This window comes from Salegentibacter profundi (genome assembly GCF_054121475.1).
Genome location: NZ_JBSYGG010000011.1, coordinates 85,509 through 105,754, shown reverse-complemented (window position 1 = coordinate 105,754; position 20,246 = coordinate 85,509). Strand labels below are relative to the sequence as shown.

15 protein-coding genes are annotated in these 20,246 nt (G+C 38.0%); all 15 read left to right on the top strand.

Features of this window, described 5'->3' with window-relative positions:
• The first annotated feature begins 18 nt into the window (after positions 1–18).
• The 15 genes from ACW6NC_RS13290 to ACW6NC_RS13220 all read left to right on the top strand — a co-directional run bounded on the left by ACW6NC_RS13290 (position 19) and on the right by ACW6NC_RS13220 (position 20,099).
• Entirely contained in the window at positions 19–1,104 is a 1,086-nt protein-coding gene (locus tag ACW6NC_RS13290; RefSeq protein ID WP_457866708.1) for a Gfo/Idh/MocA family protein, read from the top strand.
• Positions 1,105–1,183: 79 nt separating this feature from the next.
• Positions 1,184–2,461, top strand: a complete 1,278-nt coding sequence (locus tag ACW6NC_RS13285) for a Gfo/Idh/MocA family oxidoreductase (RefSeq protein ID WP_457866706.1) — start codon at positions 1,184–1,186, stop codon at positions 2,459–2,461.
• A 54-nt stretch (positions 2,462–2,515) separates the two neighbouring features.
• Positions 2,516–5,935 (top strand): family 16 glycoside hydrolase, encoded by a 3,420-nt coding sequence (locus tag ACW6NC_RS13280; RefSeq protein ID WP_457866704.1) that lies wholly within the window; start codon positions 2,516–2,518, stop codon positions 5,933–5,935.
• Positions 5,936–6,055: 120 nt separating this feature from the next.
• The gene (locus tag ACW6NC_RS13275) at positions 6,056–7,666 is read left to right on the top strand and encodes a M81 family metallopeptidase (protein ID WP_457866703.1); all 1,611 of its coding nucleotides are present in this window, start codon (positions 6,056–6,058) and stop codon (positions 7,664–7,666) included.
• A gap of 54 nt (positions 7,667–7,720) precedes the next feature.
• Positions 7,721–8,353, top strand: a complete 633-nt coding sequence (locus ACW6NC_RS13270; RefSeq protein ID WP_457866701.1) for a copper homeostasis protein CutC — start codon at positions 7,721–7,723, stop codon at positions 8,351–8,353.
• A gap of 58 nt (positions 8,354–8,411) precedes the next feature.
• Complete coding sequence (locus ACW6NC_RS13265; RefSeq protein WP_457866700.1) at positions 8,412–8,924, top strand: PIG-L deacetylase family protein; 513 nt, start codon at positions 8,412–8,414, stop codon at positions 8,922–8,924.
• Between the two features lie 328 nt (positions 8,925–9,252).
• Positions 9,253–10,161: a nitrilase-related carbon-nitrogen hydrolase gene (locus ACW6NC_RS13260; RefSeq protein ID WP_457866698.1), complete on the top strand. Its 909-nt coding sequence runs from the start codon at positions 9,253–9,255 to the stop codon at positions 10,159–10,161.
• A 239-nt stretch (positions 10,162–10,400) separates the two neighbouring features.
• Positions 10,401–11,249, top strand: coding sequence for an ROK family protein (locus tag ACW6NC_RS13255; RefSeq protein WP_457866697.1), 849 nt, complete (start codon positions 10,401–10,403; stop codon positions 11,247–11,249).
• Positions 11,250–11,532: 283 nt separating this feature from the next.
• Positions 11,533–12,213: a 3-keto-disaccharide hydrolase gene (locus ACW6NC_RS13250; RefSeq protein WP_457866696.1), complete on the top strand. Its 681-nt coding sequence runs from the start codon at positions 11,533–11,535 to the stop codon at positions 12,211–12,213.
• Positions 12,214–13,752: 1,539 nt separating this feature from the next.
• Positions 13,753–14,433: a hypothetical protein gene (locus ACW6NC_RS13245; protein WP_457866694.1), complete on the top strand. Its 681-nt coding sequence runs from the start codon at positions 13,753–13,755 to the stop codon at positions 14,431–14,433.
• Positions 14,434–14,715: 282 nt separating this feature from the next.
• Complete coding sequence (locus ACW6NC_RS13240) at positions 14,716–15,000, top strand: hypothetical protein (protein WP_457866693.1); 285 nt, start codon at positions 14,716–14,718, stop codon at positions 14,998–15,000.
• Positions 15,001–15,272: 272 nt separating this feature from the next.
• Positions 15,273–16,295 (top strand): hypothetical protein, encoded by a 1,023-nt coding sequence (locus ACW6NC_RS13235; protein ID WP_457866692.1) that lies wholly within the window; start codon positions 15,273–15,275, stop codon positions 16,293–16,295.
• A gap of 377 nt (positions 16,296–16,672) precedes the next feature.
• Positions 16,673–18,652: an LVIVD repeat-containing protein gene (locus ACW6NC_RS13230; protein WP_457866690.1), complete on the top strand. Its 1,980-nt coding sequence runs from the start codon at positions 16,673–16,675 to the stop codon at positions 18,650–18,652.
• Positions 18,653–18,669: 17 nt separating this feature from the next.
• Positions 18,670–19,839: a YncE family protein gene (locus tag ACW6NC_RS13225; protein ID WP_457866688.1), complete on the top strand. Its 1,170-nt coding sequence runs from the start codon at positions 18,670–18,672 to the stop codon at positions 19,837–19,839.
• A 59-nt stretch (positions 19,840–19,898) separates the two neighbouring features.
• On the top strand, positions 19,899–20,099 hold the full coding sequence (locus ACW6NC_RS13220) for a hypothetical protein (RefSeq protein ID WP_457866687.1): 201 nt from the start codon (positions 19,899–19,901) through the stop codon (positions 20,097–20,099).
• The last annotated feature ends 147 nt before the right edge of the window (positions 20,100–20,246 follow it).

The following is a 20,246-nucleotide window of genomic DNA, read 5'->3' as shown; positions in this document are numbered from 1 at the left end:
ATATAAAATTTAGATTTTATGACGAATAAATCAAATCTTTTACGTGTTCTTATAGTGGGGTGTGGGAACATGGGGTCATCCCATGCCCTGGCTTATCATTCCTTGGAAAATTTTGAAATTTGTGGGCTGGTTTCGACCGGAAAAAGCAAAGAAATTTTAAATGATAAGCTTGGTGGTTCATACCAGTTGTTCAGCAATTTTGCAGAGGCTATGGAAATTACAAAACCTGATGCTGTATGCATCTCCACATATCCTGATACACACGAGGCTTTTGCAGTAGAAGCATTTAAAAAAGGCTGTCATGTTTTTATAGAAAAACCTTTGGCCGATACTGTAGATGGTGCACAACGGGTGGAAGAAGCGGCACGAAAAGCCGGAAAGAAATTGGTGGTAGGGTATATTCTTCGGCACCATCCTTCCTGGGAGCGCTTTGTAGAATTTAGTCGGGACCTAGGTAAGCCACTTGTAATGCGCATGAATCTTAATCAACAAAGCAAAGGGGATAAATGGAAGGTTCATCGAAATCTAATGAAAAGTTTAAGTCCAATTGTGGATTGTGGAGTGCACTACATTGATGTGATGTGCCAGATGACTGGTGCGAAACCTGTTCAGGTAAGTGCAATAGGGGCAAGGTTAACTGAGGAGATACCAGAAGGAAACTACAATTACGGCCAGTTACAGATACGTTTTGATGATGGCTCAGTAGGATGGTATGAAGCCGGATGGGGACCCATGATAAGTGAAACTGCCTTTTTTGTAAAAGATGTATTTGGCCCAAAAGGTTCGATTTCTATTGTTGCAAAAGAAGCAGGAGGAACAGGGAAGTCCGATTCTATAGAGGCACATACAAAAACTGAATCCCTAAGGTTTCATCACGCAGAGCTGGACGCGAATGGGCAGTTTTTAAAAGAAGACACCTGGTTAAATCTGGAAGATGAACCGGATCATCAGGAGCTTTGTACCAGGGAACAACGTTATTTTTTTAAAGCAATAAAGGAAGACATAGATTTATCTGCTCACGCAGAGGATGCGATCAACAGCCTGCGCATTGCTTTTGCCTGCGATGAATCTGTTCGTACGGGAAAAACAGTAGTTTTAAAATAAAATTACTGATCATAATCCAGTTGAGGAAGAAATTTTATGATTACTGAAAAAAAGTATTATTAATTCTATTTCAAAAATAATGATATCAGAAAGTAAAAATTCAAGACGAGTTTTCATCAAAAAAACTGCGGCTACAGCAGCAGCTTTTACCATCATTCCCCGGTTTGTGCTTGGGGGCAAAGGCTTTATAGCTCCCAGTGATCAACTTACAAAGGCTGTGATTGGCGTTGGGGGAATGGGTGTTAATCATTTCAAATATGCAGATACAAGGGTGGTTGCGCTTTGTGATGTAGATAAAACACATCTGAGCAAAGCTGCGGAAATGGTAGGCAATGGTGTAAAAACTTATTCTGATTACCGGGAGGTGATACAGCTACCGGAAGTAGATATTGTTCATATTGCCACACCGCCTCATTGGCATGGAATCATGGCAGCAGATGCCGCCAGGGCAGGCAAAGATATATGGTGTGAAAAACCTATGACGCGTACAATAGGAGAGGGCAAACGAGTGGTGGAGGCTGTGCAACAGCATGGAAGGATTTTTCGCCTGAATACATGGTTCCGCTTTGAAGATAATTTCTATGGGATGGGGACACCAGTAAAACCCATTAAAAAACTTGTTGAAAGCAATTTGCTGGGATGGCCTCTTAAGGTTACAGTGGGTCGCGGCACTGGGTTTGACTGGAAATTTTACTGGACAGGGAAAACCAATCTGGACCCGATGCCTGTGCCCCCGGAACTTGACTATGAAATGTGGCTTGGACCTGCGCCATATAAACCTTATAATCAACACAGGGTTCATCAAACTTTCCGGGGGTATTGGGATTATGATGGTGGTGGTCTTGGTGATATGGGGCAGCATTATCTGGATCCTGTTCAATATTTTTTAGGGAAAGATAATACAAGTCCTGTTTCAGTAGAGATAGATGCGCCACAGCAACATTTGGATGCGGTAGGAACCTGGCGCAGAATAGTGTTTACTTATGCTGATGGGTGCCAAATAATTCTTGATGGTGAAGGTACAGAGGAGAATATTCCTTATATCGAAGGCCCTAAAGGAAAACTTTATCCAGGTTTTCGTTCAGACATTCCAAATCTTGAGAAAAAACTCGCAGCCTTCCCTGATCCACAACCACAGGTAACAGATTTCGTTGAAGCTATAAAAGAGCGTAAGAAATTTGCTCTTAATGAAGAAAATGGTCACAGATCCTGTACCCTTGTTAACATTGGCAAAGCTGCCCTTCATTTGGGGCGGTCATTGAAATTTGATCCGGTAAAAGAGGAGTTTGTTGATGATGAAGCTGCTAACAGGTTAATTAATCAACCCATGCGCTCCGATTGGTCTATGGTTCTGTAAACCGTTTATTATAATTGAGAAAAACTGAAAAATTATATATAAAAATATTTAATCGTGCGAAATAATTTAAAAAAGATACTACTATTGCTAATTACCCTGGTCTTGTTAAGTCCGGCGGGAATGGCTCAACGAGCGGGTGATAACCGTACCCATTCCACCAAAATTGCTGATGTTTTGGCGCAATTACCCGCAGAAGATACTGAAAAGTTAAATGCCAGCATGAATGATATAGCCGAATTGGGTAGAGAAGGGTTGATTGAAATGACAAAGCTGCTTTCAGCCCCAGGAGAGGGAGATAATACTCAACTGGAGTATGCACTGGGTGGTTTTTCTTTATTTGCAATGCAGGAAGGCAAGGAAGAGTTAAGAAAAATGAGCGTAGATGCTTATTGTCAGGCATTGCAGATTGCCGGTAATGAAGGAAATAAGGATTTTATTATCAGACAGCTTCAGGTGGTTGGCAAAGATGACGCGGTTTCATGTTTACAGTCTTATCTTAATAGTGATAAATATTGTGCAGCAGCGGCAAGTGCTTTAATTCACATTTATTCTTCGAATGCCGACAAGGCTTTATTACAGGCTTTGCAGAATAGTCAAGGTTCCTGTCGTCTCACACTCGTCCAGGCGCTGGGAGATACCAAGAATAAAGAGGCCGTAGCGGTAATAACTCCTTATGCGAAAAATGTGGAAGGCAAGCTTAGGAAACTGGCACTATATGCTTTGGCAAATATAGCAGATCCTGTTTCAGAAAGAATTTTGGCAGAGGCGGCCTTAGAAGATGATTTTATTTTTGATAACGATAATGCCACGGCAGCTTATTTACTTTATGCTCAGCGTCTTCAGGAAGATGGAAGGCAAAAGCAGGCGGAAAAGATATCCAAGTCGCTCCTTCGAAAAACAAGAAGAGATAATCAGCAGGTACAAACTCGTACTGCAGCATTGAAATTACTCACGAGAAGAAATGGAGAAAAAAGCATCAAGCGACTTATAAATGCTGCAGGAGATGCTAATCCGGAATATCGGGCTGCAGCGCTAAAATTTGCAGGGGCTCATATCAATCCTTCCACAATAACAAAATGGGTGAGAAAAGCCGGTAGATCTAAACCTGAAATTGAGGCTGAGATCATCACCATGTTAGGGATGAATAACGCAGAAGGAGCAATGCCTTTCATTATTAAAAATCTCAAAAGCAAGAACATTGAAGTGAGAAAGGCTGCTATTGGAGCAGTAGGGAGAATGGGAGGTGAGCGGCAATTACCTCATCTGCTTGAGGTTCTAAAAAATAGCAATAAAGCTGAGGTGAATTCTATTAGGGAGGCTTTGTTGATCATGGATTCCCAGGGACTTCATGATCAGATTGCCGATGCCTTACCGGAAATGTCTCCGGATGCCCAGACAGCATTAATTTCTGTTTTAGGTAACCGTGCAAGCAGTAATAGAGTAAATGATGTATTTGCCTATGTCAATAGCAACAATGAAGAAATTCGTATGGCTGCCTTAATTGCGCTGGAGCGAATGGTAACCGAAAATGACCTGTCTCTTTTATTTTCATTTTTAAATGAAACATCCCATCCCGAAGAGGTGAGAGCGGTACAGGAGGCTATTACTGCGGCAATGAGTAATAATGAAAATCAAACCCAAAAGGCTTCACTTGTGTTACAGGAAATGAAGAAAGCACCGGCAGATAAGCAGGTACATTATTTTAGTTTGCTGGCTAATATTGGAGGAGAGCAAGCTCTAAATACGGTTTCTTCTGCCTTTAATACGGGAAATGCAACCACAAAGGAAGCGGCTGTCACCGCACTATCAGCATGGACTGATGCCGGTGCAGCTAATGAATTGTACCGAATTGGTAAAGATGCATCCAGGAGTGAATTTCGGGAACAGGCACTGGAGGGATATGTCCGCACTATACGGCAATCAGATGAGCCTGACCAGCAGAAGTTATTGATGTTTCGTAAGGCAATGGATATCGCTGAGAAAACTGAACATAAAAAACTGATTTTAAGGGAAGTTGGACGAAATAGCATTTATACGGCTTTAACCTTTGCTGGGGATTATTTAAATGTCCCAGCCCTGCAGCAAGAGGCGGCAAATGCTGTGATGAGAATAACTTTATCTCAGGAGTTTCACGGCGAAAAAGTACGGGAGTTGCTGAATAAAACTATCCAGGTGCTGGAAGGTCCGGACAGTGAGTACGAGAAAGAAAATATGCGAAAATTAATTTCCGAAATGCCAGAGGGAGAAGGTTTTGTTCAGCTGTTCAATGGTGAGGATCTTAAGGGCTGGAAAGGCCTGGTCGCCGATCCACTCGAGCGGGCAAAGATGAATGAGAGAACGTTAAGCCAACGACAGGAACGAGCAAATGAAGAGATGCGTAACGGCTGGAAGGTGGAAAATGGTGAATTAACTTTTACTGGAAAAGGAAACAACATTGCAACTGAAAAAAAATACGGAGATTTTGAGATGTTGGTGGACTGGAAAATTTATGATGAAGGACATCAGAATGGAGATGCCGGTATTTACCTAAGGGGAACACCACAAGTACAAATCTGGGATATTTCCCGTGTAAAGGATGGAGCTCAGGTAGGTTCAGGTGGATTATATAATAATGAAGTGAATCCTAGTGATCCTCTTTTAGTGGCAGATAATCCTCTTGGAGAATGGAATACCTTTCGTATCCTAATGAAAGGGGATCGTGTAACTGTTTACCTTAATGGTGAACTGGTAACAGATAATGTGATTCTGGAAAACTTCTGGGATAGGAGCCTTAAAATCTTTCCGGAAGAGCAAATCGAGTTGCAGGCACATGGCTCACGCATAGGTTACAGAGATATCTACATTCGTGAAATCCCCCGTCAGGAACCTTTTAAATTAAGTGCTGAGGAGGAGGAAGAAGGTTTTGACGTACTTTTTAATGGAACCAATATGTACAAATGGACAGGTAACACCAAAGATTATGTTATTGAGGATGGGGTATTAGTAGTTCGGGAACCAGAATTTGGAAGTGGAGGTAATTTATTTACCAAGGAAGAGTATAGTGATTTTATACTGCGATTTGAATTTAAATTGACACCGGGCGCTAATAATGGTTTAGGTGTTCGGGCGCCACTGGAAGGTGACGTGGCCTATGAAGGGATGGAAATTCAAATTTTAGATAACGATGCCGATATTTATAAAAATTTGGAGGAATATCAGTTCCATGGTTCAGTATATGGAGTTTTACGGGCCGAACGAGGTTATTTAAAACCTGTAGGAGAGTGGAATTATCAGGAGGTAATTGTTAACGGTACCAAAATCAAAGTGATATTAAATGGAACTACCATTCTTGATGGAGATATATCTGATGCCCGCAAAAATAGAACTTTGGATGGTAAAGATCATCCCGGACTAAAACGTGATAAAGGCCACATTGGATTTTTGGGACATGGATCAACAGTTTGGTTTAGAAATATACGAGTTAAGGATCTATAGTTGATTTTTTAAATTTTAAATTGCTCCGAAAAGTAGTGGATTTAGAATTAGGAAACAACGGTTTTGATTAATTCAAAATTTATGAATAACTCAAAATATTAATAAATTCAATAATAAAATATGAAAAAAATATTCTTGCTGGCCATCTTCTTTAATTTCATTATCACTTCGCCTGGTTTTTCGTTTTCAGAAAAACAAACTTCCATTAAAGACCTTTTTACCCAAGATCTTAAAGATAATCCTCGCGCTAAAAAGCTTCCTCGTATTGCTATTGCCGGAATGGGAACAGAATCAAGTACCTTCTCTCCGGCCCTTGCCCGTGAGGATGCTTTTCGTAAAAGGCAGGGGGAGGAGGTTTTCTCCTCCTACCCGTTTATGTCTAGGGATTCGCTCAGCAGGAACCGGGCAAACTGGTTTCCGGCAATGGTAGCTAGTGCATCACCTGGGGGCGCTGTTACCAGGGAGGCATATGAATCCCTTGTTGAGCAAAACCTTACTTTAATTAAAAAAAACTTGCCCTATGATGGTCTTTATTTTGATCTTCATGGTGCCATGAGCGTAGTGGGGCTGGATGATCCTGAGGGTGATTTCATTGCCAGGATTCGTGAAGTAGTTGGTAAGGAAACCATAATTTCCACTTCTATGGATTTACATGGCAATGTTTCATGGCATCTTGCACAAAAGAGTGATTTGATCACTTGTTTTCGGATGGCACCTCATGAAGATAGGTATGAAACAAAAAAACGGGCAATAGACAACCTGTTGTCCAGAATTGAAAGCGGGAAAGGAAAACCTGCCTACAAAGCCTGGATTCCCGTACCAATTTTGCTGCCGGGAGAAAAAACCAGCACCAGGGTTGAACCCGCGAAAAGCTTGTACACGAAATTGCCATGGGCTACTGCACAAGAGGGGGTTATTGATGCTGCAATATGGATTGGCTATGCCTGGGCAGACGAACCACGCAATCATGCAGTGGTGATGGTTACGGGAGATGATAAAGAAAAAGTCACGAGCACAGCCGAACAATTGGCCAAAAGCTTCTGGGATGCAAGGTCAAAATTTGATTTTGTCGCCCCTGTAAATTCTTTACACGGTAGTCTGGATGAGGCGCTGGCAAGTGACAAAGCCCCTTTTTTTATAAGCGATATGGGGGATAATCCTACGGCCGGGGGAGCTGGTGACGTTACCTGGACATTAAAGGAAATACTGGCCCGTCCTGAGTTTAAAACTGAAAATGGCCCTTCCCTGATTTATGCATCTATACCGGGGCCGGAGTTGGCAAAAAAAGCCATTGCAGCTGGTGTTGGAGGAAAGGTTGATGGAAATGTAGGAGCAATAGTTGATTCGCGTTTTGCCCCACCTGTGAGATTAGTGGGGACAGTTGAATCAATTGATGAAGGAGCAGTAGTAGTGAAGGTAGGTAGCGTACTGATCATTGTAACTAAAAATCGCAATCGCAATACCAATTTTAGCAGATTGGGTCTCGATCCTTTGGCATCAGATATCATCGTTGTGAAAATGGGCTATTTAGTTCCGGAGCTTTATAATATGCAATCAGGTTGGATAATGGCACTTACTCCTGGTGGTGTAGATCAGGATCTGGAAAGTCTCGAGTATAACAGAATCAACAGGCCAATGTTTCCTTTAGATAAAAACATGAAGGATCCTGATCTTAAAGCTAAACTAATACCTTCATCTCATGAATATATACCAGAAAGTGCTGATTTTTAGTTTTAAGTAATGAAGATCTGGTAGAAGGATAGCTACAAATATGATGCATTATAAATGAATAATTTTATAAAAGAAGCCTGTGTTGAAAATATAAATCAGGCGCTGAAAGCGGAGAAAAACGGAGCGAATAGAATAGAACTATGTGGACATCTCAATGTAGGTGGCATGACACCTTCTAATGAACTTATTGTTGCAGCGAAACAGCAGCTAAAAATTCCTATCAGGATAATGATCCGGCCACGCGGTGGTAATTTTGTTTATTCCAAAGAAGAATTTGAAACTATGGTCACTTCTATTGAATTTTGTAAAAAAATCGGGGTAGAAGGTGTTGTTTTTGGAATATTGGACACTGCGAATTTTTTGAACTTAAAAGAGATTTCGACAATGGCTAAGATTGCCAGTCCTTTAAAAGTTGTGATCCATAAAGCTATAGATGAAACCCCAAAACCTATAGAAGAAGTTAAGAAATTATCCGAAATTGAGGGAATTACTACAGTATTAACTTCGGGCGGAGAGAAAACAGCTTTTGAAGGAAAAGAAGTATTAAGAGAGATGATCAGCATTTGCCAAGATCAAATGGAACTACTGCCAGCGGGGAAAATTACTAATAAGAATATCCAGGAATTACACAATTTTCTTGGGGCGAAGGCATATCACGGAAAACGTATTGTAGGTAATCTAACCTAATGCTCATTTTTACTAATGCAATGGTAAAGGAATTTCTTTTTTAATTAATCAATCTCATATGAAAATAACACTCATTTCTCTTTTTTTTCTCCTGTTTAAGGATTTTAATATGACTACCCAAACCAAGGAGGAAACTAAATTGAATATCATTGTTATTGGCGATCATCCCGATGATGCTGATAATAAAACATGTGGTTTAACCGCTCTTCTTGCAGAAATGGGACATCGCGTAAAATTAGTGTCGGTTACAAATAGAAACGCAGGTCATTTTGATTTAGGTGATGCAGCTCTGGCTGAAGTAAGAAGGAATGAAGCCGAGGAGGATCGCAGGCAACTTAAAATAGCAGTTTATACCGTACTGGATAATCAGGATGGGAAATTATCGCCTTCAATAGATGCGCAGAATCAAATCATAGGAGAGATTCGAAATTGGAAGGCTGATATAGTATTGAACCACAGGCCTGGCAATTATCATCCCAATCAAAGGTATACAGGTGTTTTAGTGCAAGATGCAGTCTATGTAGTAATAGTACCCAATACTATTCCGGATAACATTTACAGAAATTTTTGACAAAAAGATAAATGATTTGGATGCACATAAAGGTCAAATGTATGAATGGTTACCGTGAACCACTAATACTTTACTATTGATTCCTGAAATTGAAGATTAAAAAAACGAATAGCTCAGCAAAAACAAGTCCGGAGGTATTACTGCTGATGAAAGGGAATCCAAAAAAATGGTAAGGAAAAGAGAAAGCGGAAGCAGTGGATTATGCGAATCTTTTAAGACCTGTGAATATGGGAGGCAACCTTCTAAAGAAGAAATCCTGAATTTCAATTTTTGAATACTACAGTTTTTAAATATCTAGGAGTAAAAAAAAACCTCTTTAAGAGTTAAAATGAATTATCTGAAATTATCTACAGCACAATTTGAACATCCTAGTGGGGATAAGAATTACAATCTTTCACTCATAGAGATGTTGTCAAAAATGGCGGCAAAAGATGGTTCTAAAGTTATTTTTTTCCTTGAATGTTCAATAACCGGATACATATTCGCCCGTCATCTTTATCGGTTTGAAATGTTGCATTTGGCTGAGGAAATCCCTGATGGGGATAGTATAATTCGATTAACAGAAATTGCAGAAAAATATAATATCGTTATACTGGCGGGTCTTTTTGAAAAGGATAAAAAGGATAATTTATTTAATACGTATGTGTGTATAGACCAAAATGGTATAGTAGCAAAATACAGAAAAATTCACCCCTTCATCAATCCATTTATTTCACCAGGAAACAAATACTGTGTTATTTTGATTTGTTATGATAATAATATTGTGGAAAATGTTCGGGCGACAAAACTTCTTGGAGCAGAAATAATTTTTATGCCACATGTAACCCTATGTACCCCCTATACCCGTCCCGGTGCTGGGTTTGTAGATCCTTCATTATGGAAAAACAGAAAAATAGATCCTATATCGCTTCATCTTGAATTCGATAGGTTGAAAGGCAGGGCCTGGCTAATAAAATGGTTGCTAGCCAGGGCGGACGATAATTCGGTGTTCGTCATTTTTTCAAACCCTATCGGAATGGATGATGATCAGTTGAAAAACGGCTGCTCTATGATCCTTGATCCTTTTAGGGATATTTTGGCTGAATGCCGAACTTTGGGAGATGATTTAGTATCTGCGGTACTTTCCTCGGATAAAATAGAAAAAGCAGGTGGCCATAGATATACCCAAGCCAGGAGACCTTCCTTATACAGGCATATATTAGGAAAAAAACATAATCCGGAATACCATGTGGCATGATTAGGTGAAAAGAGCCAAGGGTAAAATAGTTCTCCGGTTTACTCTTCTCAACGTTTTCAGTTTTGATTACAATTTAATTATTATAGAGCTAAATTTTTAAAAATGAAATATTGTAGAAATGTGGGATTGGAATGTTCAGCAGCCGTTATAAAGCCTTCGGTTTTTATAACTGAAATTAAATCTCTGAAATTCGTGAAAATGACCGCCATAATTTTTTAACAGAATAAAAACTCAAATTTATGAGTAATAATATTATAGGAATTGATATTGGGGCAACAAAAACCCAAATTGGAGTTGTACAAGGGGATAAAGTTGTTAAAGAAATATCATTTCCTACCTCTTCAAAAGCGGAAAAAGAACATATTATGGCAGAATTGATCAGTGGGATTGAAAGTATATCTCAATCTGATTTTTTGGGAATTGGAATTGGGGTGCCGGGATTGATTAATGAAGAAAAAGGGATTGTTTATGATCTTTCCAATATTCCCTCCTGGAAAGAAGTTTTTTTAAAAAAGTGTCTTGAAGATCATTTTAATAGACCCGTAAAAATTTCTAACGATGCAAATATGTTTGCTTTAGGTGAAAAAGCTTATGGAAAAGGAAAAGTCTATGAAAATATGATAGGAATTACTCTTGGGAGTGGCTTTGGAACTGGAATAATCATAAATAATAAGCTTTACTCCGGCACCTTGTCTGGTGCAGGTGAACTTTCGGAAATTCCATATTTAGATAAAACCATAGAGGAATACTGCAGTGGAAAATTTTTTTATTCTAATTACGGTGTGGAGGGAAGTAAAATTTACCTGAAAGCTAAAGAAGGGGAAACAGAAGCTTTAGAAATTTTTAATCAATACGGGAAGCATTTAGGAAATGCTGTAAAATTAATTATATCGGTACTATCTCCTGAGGCTATTTTTTTTGGAGGTTCTATTAGTAAATCCTTTTTATTTTTTGAACGATCTCTACGAGAGAGAATAGAAACCTTTCCATTAAAGAAGATTACTAAACAATTGGTTGTAGCACCTTCATATGTTTCTAACGTTTCAATTTTAGGTGCGGCGGCTCTTATCAGAGGAGAAGTAAAATAGAAAATATAGAACAATTTTAATAATAATGAATTTTCAGAAGTAATCTTTTGATAAAAATCAATATTGAAGGTTTACCTACAGTAATGGAACCAAAAGATATCCATCGCTCTAATTAATGAAAGTTTTATTTATCATTTTTGATTTTGATACCTGGTTTTATCTGTTAGGGATACCATATCTTGAAGCCTTAGGGGCTCATGTAGGAACAGCGGGGGAAGGTTAGAGCGGTTAACTTCAAATCAGTATTATTTTTTAAACCTAAATCCAATTAAATATACTTTATATGAAAACAATTGTTTACCTGTTCTTAATCTTCTTATCCCTCCTTTCCTGTAAAAATGGGGAAACAGCTAACACCTATAGCCTGTTTAATGGACATGACTTATCAGGCTGGCATGTGGATGTGCCTGATATGGATGATAATCCGCAGGAAATTAATCCTTTTATTGTGCGTGAAGGTTTGCTTGTAAGCTTAGGTGATCCAAGGGGGCATCTTCTTACCGACAGTATTTTCCAAAATTATAAACTGGACGTGGATTACAGATTTGCAGGAGAACCCGGTAATTGCGGTATACTCGTACATGCGTCTACTCCCCGGGCATTATATGATATGTTCCCACAATCTCTTGAAGTGCAGATGATGCATGAAAATGCGGGGGATTTTTGGTGTATAGGGGAAGATATTGAGGTGCCAGATATGGAATTACGGCGGGGGACAAAGGAAAATTGGGGTGTGACGGAAGGTAAAGAACGCCGGATAAGAAATTTAACCTATAATTCTGAAAATCCCGTTGGAGATTGGAACAATATGGTCATTGAATGTCTTAATGATTCAGTAAAAGTTTGGATAAACGATGATCTGGTGAACGAAGGTTTTAATATGACTTCTAAAAAGGGCCGAATAGCAATACAAGCAGAAGGATCAGAAGTGGAGTTTAGAAAGCTTGAGTTGACTGAATTATAACAACGAGCCTATATCCATCAGGTTTTCCCTTGCGTGGTTAACGAATAAGTATCATGGGCATTTGTAACAAAATTGCAGGTGCCTTAGTTCCTGTCGTTTTTGAAGCTATTTTATTATGGCAGTGATTCTAAGTGGCCTGTCTGTTTTGATTTTTTATGCTAGCCTTCCCGAAATCGAGACCGATGGTGAAAACGAAGAAGTTGCTGCGGCAAAAAAAACAAAACAGGCGTTATGCAATTTCCTAATTTATTATTAGGGAGTTCTCCACCGATTTCAAACAACAGATTGTTTCGGATTTTGAAAGTTGAGAATTTAGTGTCATCCAACTTTCTAAACTTCATGGAATATCTAATTACGTAATTTACCGATGGATTTATAAATTTTCTGCCTTTAACGAGAAAAGTTTTAGAATTGTAGAAATGAAAGATAGTAGCATCTAGTGGTAATTTAAGAAGCGAAAGCTTTAGTGAAATGCATGAAAGAGCCTTATGGGTTTTACGCGAAGACCTTACCTGATTTATAAGTTGATTTTTTTAAAAATAAATTTTTCAAATAATTTAAAATACTTGTATTTTTATACAAAAGAAGTCAGTAAAAAACACCTAAGTTCAGAATTAAGGACACCTAAAAGGTTACCTTGAGGATATAATTCGTTGTAACCTTTGCCCGTTTTAAGATATGGTGGTTAGGTTTGAATCCTGCCGGGGTCACAAAATAAAATTCTAATAATCTTATTTACAGATTGTTAGGATTTTTTTCTTTTAAATGTGACACTTTTGGTGTCGTTTTATTGCGATTTACCTCTTATTAGAATAGCTTCATGAATTTTCTAAGCTTTTCTAGATAGTACTTCATCTAAAAAGCTTGTAAGACCCTAAATAGTATAAATAAACAAAATTCCTTATCTCCATTATACTGAGATATACCCCGTAAAAAGTACCCCTAAACAACAGTTTTTTCTAAAAATTATTCTAAAATTTTTTCGCAACATCGATTAAAAATATAATTGAAAAATTTGAACCCCTTATTTAAGTAAGGTTACATGTAGTATCTATTTTGACTTAATTTTCAATAAATTTTTTGAAGGTTAAACCTCTCACATAATAAGTCTCCTGATTGTATTAAACCTGTATGTCATAATTGGTTTATTACAAAGAGTAAATGAGATATAGCCTATGATATTATACTTATTAGGATACTTCTTAACTGCATTCTTCTTTAAAAAAAGGTTCCCATCTTTTTTTAGTATGAAGAATGTTGATCCAAAAAAAACGGAAAAATTTATAGGATTTGGATTAATCGGTATTTCAATTGTGTCTTTTCTTCTTATTGGGAGCCTTGTTCGATCATTGAAAGGTGATTAAATTTCCTTCAAAACCTAAACCACCGTTTACCCCAGCGGTATAGAAAAGTGGCTTTCTTGAGAGAAAATTTCCTACATTTAGTATGTATTAGAAAAACCCAATAACCCTAAAGTGTATCCTTCCCTACAGGCCCCTTTTTTAACCCGGGAATGTAGTGCAAAATAAGGGCAATCTCATGTTAAAAATGACTATTAGAAATTGGACGAGGCTTATTAATTGTGTTGGTGCAATAGCAGCTGCTTTATTATTCTTTTATCCTGTATATTATAAAACCACAGTTATATTAAATGTTTTAATAGTAATAATCGCTATTCTTTTCGCTTTCCTTCATAAAGGAAAAGTTGGGATTGATTCCCGAAAATGTAAAAACACTCCTATTCCTAAAATTGACCCTGCTATTTTACTGCCATCATTTGCTTTGATTCTTAGGGCGTTATTCGACATTAAAATAATAGGTTTCAAAAATATATTCTTCTTTGCTCTAATAATCAGTATCCCATTGATTTATTTATTATTTAATGGAACAAAAGAGTATCTGTCAGGCAAAAAAATATTTACTGGAATTTTTTGGGCTATTTTATTCACTTCAACCTTTGGATGTGGAACTACAATTTTGGCCAATGCACTTCTGGACAAATCCGAGCCTGAAATTTATAAATCAAAAATTATCAAGAAAGAAGTTGAGAAGGGTAAAACAAATGCATACCGAATTGACCTTGAACCATGGGGCCTGATTAGAGAAAATGATTTTATAAGAATTTCAAAAACTGAATTTGAAAAACTAAATATCAATGATTCGATTGATTTAGAATTAAGAAAGGGATTTTTAAATACACCATGGATAAAACTACCCTAACCAGGCATAGCATCGATTTACGGGCATACTCTCGCAGGCCATTAAAATATGACTTTCTGACAACCTTTAAAATCAGCATTAGCCGAAAAAAATGCGTTTTCCAAGCCACATAAGAGCCAAGGTATTGACCCTGGGAAATGCGTGGTCAGGTATAATTAAAGAAATGAACAAAAGTGAACCCCTTCAGAGGTGTCGAGAAGTTGCTACATCCTGTCAAAAGGCAGCTTGGGGCGAAACTCCTTTTGTCTACTCGAATAGGGACGCATGCCAAAAAACTTTAAAATGATAAAACTCGTACAAATTGTCTTACTGGTACTCCCCATTTATGTTTCCTTCGCCTGCACTTGTCCTCCCGGACGACTTTCAGACCTTCAAAAAGAAGAAATTCAAAATTCGGACTTTATATTTATCGGGGAGGTACTGGAAATCAACTTTCCAAGGAACACCTATAAAATAAAGGTGCTTGAATCTTTAAACCATCGTGAAAATAAAGGTATTATTTATACCGGTAAAAACTGGGAATCTTGTGGTCCATTAGTCGAATCTAAAGGCAAATGGTTAATCTAAGGAAAAAAGGAAGAAGGGCTTTTACGAGTAAATTTTTGTGGAATAAGTAGAAGTTTTAAAAATCCTGAGGAAGTATTCAGTTCAGTGCTTCCTCCTTTACCGGAGAAAAATGAAAGTAAAAAAGAATACAACTTAAGGAGGGAAAAGTGGAAGGTTGTTAATAAGGAAAAATCAAAAAAAGATTTTATGAATGAAATAACCTCACTTAGAGAAAGAACAAATTAAAGTCTGATTCACAATAATATGGATCTTCCAGGTAAAACAATTTTCCCATGAAAAAACTTATAGTTACAATTTTAATAGTGTTTTCACTTCAGATAGTTTTAGGGCAAAATGGTTTACAAGGCGGTAAATATTTCATGTTATTGAACAGCAGAGAAACTGTTTCCATCAACACTTTTGAGAATAATAAAATAAAAGACCATAAAATCTTTCCTATTAATGAAAAATCCATTTATGCAACTGACCAAAACAAAAGGGTTGCCATTCTTGATACAGCTGCCAATAATGTATCTCTCTATAATATTCAAACCTCAAATGAAATTAAACTTAAAATTCCATTTGATATAAAACCAAAAACTATTTTATTGAACGATGATAATCTCTTTATTGGCGGGGAAATGGGTAAAGAGATGCTGGTCCAGTATCACCTGCAAAGAGAAAAATGGTATGAACTTGAAATTCCATTAGATGTCTTATTTATTGGTAAAGCAATTGATGACTTAGTTGTGAATGACAGTTTACTGATTGCGATTGATAATATCGTAATGCCTAAGTATGTGGTGTATTACCATTTAAATTCAAAAGAGGAACTTAAATTATCACATTATAAGGAGCTTAAATCAAATGGTGCCTACGAAAATATTTATCAAGCTAGGATCACCAATAAATACTTTGGGCTCTTATCCAGTACCTTTAGCGGTTATGTAGGCGCATCAAACCATATAACAATTTACGATAGTATGAACCTGGAAAGTAGCTTTGCTATTTCTTCCAATGAACAAGAAAAATATTCCCACACATTTACTGATTTCGTAATTGTGAAGGATCAAATTATAATTGCGAGTAAAGAGAAAGGTCTTGGAATATTTAAAATTAAAAGCTCCTACTTTAAAAAAACTGACAGAGACAACGATAGAGTTTTTAATTTTAGAATTAGATCTTCAAAAATTAGATTTTCTGATTATGATAATGAGAAGATTAGGAAGATTACGACCATACCCAATACAGAGAATATAGTTTTAACCCTGGAAAATGAAATAGGAATAATACGACAGGAAATTAAAAGGATGTAGAAAAGCCCTCATTCAAGCTTAAGAAACTGAGGCTGTTGATTCTGCTCTTGTTCTTATTTTAAGATGGATCTGTAATCTGATTTGGGATAAAAGTTAAAACATAAAAATTTCTTTTTAACAACCCTTGCAGAGAAAAAATTAAATCATTGAACGCTGAAATAATACGTTTCGTCTATAAATTGCTAATTTTTAGATATTTTATTAAAATAAATCTATCTTGAAGCTTAATATTTAAAGAATAAGCAGAAAAATTTTGATTTTATCAATTAATATGAAAATAATGGCCTGTTTTCAACCTTCCTCGCGCATTCAAATATATTATGCAACAACTCACTCAAAAAAGATTTATAGAAATGAAAAGCATAAAATCGGTTACTATGGTTAAGTCTATCACTTTGTTAATTTTTTTCCTGTTTATTGCCACCACATTGGTAGCCCAGGAGAAGGTGAATTTAAAGGTTAGCCCGGATAATATAAAAATACCAGTTGGAAAAGAAGTGGCACTTCACGTTGAAGCCTTCAATGATTCTGGGAATGAGTTGAGTGATACTCGAACATTTTTCTTTGCGGTTCACCGGAAAGGGGTAGAAGAGAACATGATCATTCCAAACGGTATCCTTGTAGATTCAGTTGGAATAATTACAGCACGGAGACCAGGAACTTATGACATTTTCATAAACCGTATGCCAGAGAAAGGCCAGTCATTTGCCAATAAAAAGATCCAAGTAGTTGTAACGAACCAACCTATTGCTGAAATAAATCTAGAAGAGCATTCCAAGATTTATGAAAAGGAGGTTTATGATATAAACCCACAAGCACTGGATAAAGGAGGGTTCGTTATCAAGGATGCGGCTATTGAATTTCATTCTTCTAATCCTGAGGTGTTTTATATAGATAATCTTTTTCAAGGGCATGCACTAAAAAGTGGAAAAGCTATTGTCACAGCCTCTGTAGGTGATATAAAAACGGAAAAGGTAATTGAAGTACTGCCTAATCCTGTAGCTCGGCTTGAGATCAACGTACCAAATCAAAAAGCCAGAACGGGAGACGTTTTAAATTTTGAGGGAGTTGCTTATGATAAGGCTGGGGGTGCATTAACCGGAGTCCCACTGAGGTATGCTGTTTTTGGACAACCGGCTGAATCAGGTGCCGGTGCATCTGCACAGGTGGATAGGGAAGGACGTTTTGTAGCTGAGAAACCCGGACGTTATTCTGTGATGGTTTCTTCCGGAAATCAAGTTAAATCTGCTACAGTGGAAATTACAGAGCGGGATATTGAAAAGAAAATCATTAAGAAAGGACAAGGACGTGTGAGTGCAAAACAAACATCCGATCTTTGGGTGTGGGAAGGTGTTGATGGAGAAGATTACGCTGTGACAGGAACCTGGGGTGCAGATGGAAAAGCCTATTTCTGGAATGTTACAGACCCTTCAGTTATTACTTTGATCGATAGTGTACATGTTGATGCCAGAACAGTTAATGACGTAAAGGTTTCTGAAGATGGAAAAATTGCCATTATCAGCAGAGAAGGTGCTTCCAACCGTAAGAACGGGATTGTGATTCTCGATGTCACTAATCCGGCAGATGTAAAAGAGCTATCTGTATACACTGAGAATCTTACAGGTGGTGTTCATAATTTGTTCATAGATAAAGGCTACGTGTATGCATTAAGTAATGGACAGTGGTATGAAATCATAGACATAAAAGATCCAAAAAATCCAAAAGGAGTCTCAAGATTCAAGTTGTCTAATTCAGGTGAAGCTATTCACGATGTCTGGATTGAAGACGGGATTGCATATTCGTCTAACTGGAGCGACGGTATTGTGATGGTAGATGTGGGGAATGGTATTTCCGGAGGTAGCCCTGAAAATCCTGTGGAAATCGCAAGAGCGAGAGTTGAGGGCGATGCAAATCATGCGGCTTTTCCTTATAGGAGCAAAGACACAGGGAAATTCTATGTCGTTGCCGGAGATGAAATTTTTCCAATGGGAAAAGGCTATTTTCTCCCTTCGGGTTATCTTCATTTTATAGATATGACTGACTTAGAGAATCCTAAAGAAGTTGCAAGGTATGAATTGCCTGAGGCAGGATCACATAACTTCTGGATTGAAGATGATAAACTCTACGTAGCCTATTATCAGGGAGGTCTACGGGTGGTTGATCTTTCGGGAGACCTAATGGGAAACCTTTACGACCAAGGAAGAGAAATTGCATATTTTTTACCTTATGATCAAGAAGGTTATACACCTAATGCGCCTTTTACCTGGGGGGCAATACCTTACAAGGATCACATCTTCTTCTCAGACATGAGTAGCGGTCTGTGGGCAGTACAGATGGTAGCAGAGACTCCGGAATAGAAATCTTAATTGAGATTATGAGAAAGATATTTTTTTTACCCTTAGCCCTTCTAATATGCATTTTTAGTCCCGGTTTATTTGCACAGGAGTATTATATATATGTAACAGCGGAATCTGAAGATGAAGTAGCACTGGTAAGGTTTGATTCCCAAAGCGAGGAGGCACAGGTTGCAAAAGTCATCCCGGTAGGTTATAAGAGCGCAGAAATAGAGGGTCCACACGGTATTACCGTTGCTCCAGATGGAGATCATTGGTTTCTCTCTTTGGCTCACGGCAATCCTAATGGTTATTTGTATAAGTTTTCTACCGGAACGGATAAACTGGAGGGAAAGACCACCCTTGGTTTATTTCCAGCTTCCATGGCCATTTCGCCAAAAACGGGTTACCTGTTTTGTGTAAATTTCAATTTGCATGGAGAAATGGTGCCGGGAACGGTCTCTGTTGTTGAACCGGATTCTATGACAGAAATAAGGAAAATCCAGGTGGGGGTTATGCCCCACGGCTCCCGTATTAGCCCGGATGGAACAGAACAATATTCTGTAGGAATGATGTCCGGTGATCTCTTTGAGATTAATACCATGAGTTTCCGTGTTTCCCGTATTCTTGATCTGAATACTAATAAGGCGTTGGATCCCTTACAGTACGAGCAGAAGTTCATGGGCCATCAAATGACTGGAACGGCCAATCATAATTCCCATAAGGGGCATAAACGAGCGGCAAAGAGGCAGCAAGAGGAGATGATGCATTCGAAAATAAAACCCACCTGGGTACAACCCCATCCTTACAAGGATCTTATATACATAGCTGCAAACGGTACTGATGAGATCCTTGAGATTGATTCGAAGGAATGGAAGATCATCAATCGCATGAAAACCGGAAAAGCGCCTTACAATTTGGATGTTACTCCGGACGGTAAAACTTTAATTGCTTCTTACAAAGGGGATAAAGCGACCGGAATATGGAACCTGGAATCCCATAAGGAAATTGCAAGAGTAGAAAATACCCGTAAGATAATTCATGGAGTCGCTGTATCGCCAGACAGCCGGTATGCTTTTATATCTGTTGAGGGTATAGGCGGAGAACCGGGAACTGTGGATATCATCGATTTGAAATCAGCTACGAAAGTGGCTAATGTTGAAATAGGGAAACAGGCAGGCGGTATCGCTTTCTGGAAGATGGAAGAATAGGATAAAGCCTTGGACCTACTTCTATAAAATATTCGGCCTTACGAGTACTATAAAATACAATGTCATATTTGACAAAAATGTTGCTTCTCATAGAAAGTATCTCCACGATAACCTCCTTTCCGCGGGCAACATCTTATGGGACTTCCAAAGCTGTGGTTAGAGCAATTGGGCAGGTAATGTCTACGGAATTGCATGTCAGCGGAGTTTCCTGTACCCCCGACCATGAATTTAGTCCTGCAAACTTCCTTGCGAAGGTGTAACTAATACTTTCATCGATAATACCCGTTTTTGATAGATAAAGCTCTATGTTTTAACTATTTTTGGGAGATTTATTATATATTTAAGAAAATTAATCAGAAACTGGCAGCGCAATCGATTTATTGCTGCCGTTAATTGAACTTTTTGAT